This is a genomic window from Haloferax sp. Atlit-6N, assembly GCF_003383195.1.
Lineage (GTDB): Archaea > Halobacteriota > Halobacteria > Halobacteriales > Haloferacaceae > Haloferax > Haloferax gibbonsii.
This window is the reverse complement of the sequence record NZ_QEQJ01000161.1, coordinates 1-537: the sequence shown is the minus strand read 5'-3', so window position 1 is coordinate 537 and position 537 is coordinate 1. Positions and strand designations below refer to the sequence as shown.

At 63.7% G+C, this 537-nt stretch carries 1 pseudogene; it reads left to right on the top strand.

The annotated features are described in order from the left end of the window. A pseudogene (locus DEQ92_RS21720) lies at positions 1-385 on the top strand (NAD(+)/NADH kinase); the annotation flags it as partial. Between the last annotated feature and the right edge of the window lie 152 nt (positions 386-537).

The following is a 537-nucleotide window of genomic DNA, read 5'->3' as shown; positions in this document are numbered from 1 at the left end:
CCCGGGGAGCACCGTCGGCGCGATCAAAGAGGCACTCGGCTTCCAGGGCGCGCCGCTGGGCGTCGACGTCTGGCGGGACGGCGAAGTGCTCGCCCTCGACGCGACCGAATCGGAGATCCTGGCTGCGCTCGACCCCGACGGCGAAAACGTCGTCGTCGTCTCGCCGATCGGCGGCCAAGGGTTCGTCTTCGGCCGAGGCAACCCACAGCTCTCACCCGACGTGATCCGACAGTGCGACGTCGAGATCGTGGCCTCGCGCGCGAAACTGGATACGATCGGCGAACTCCGCGTCGACACCGACGACCCGGAGCTCGACGAGGAACTCCGCGGGTGGACGAAGGTCCGGGTCGGACGTGTCGAACGGCGGATGATGCGGATCGCATAGAGCGGACGGTCCCACGGCCAAACGGTCCGATTCGCGTCTTGTTCTAATGCATCCTAACGGATACATATCTATATAAGTGGCATATAGTGAAGATTAAGGCCGCTGGAGACCAGGGTATGGTATGGAGACGCGTAAGGTTCAGCGGCTCGGTC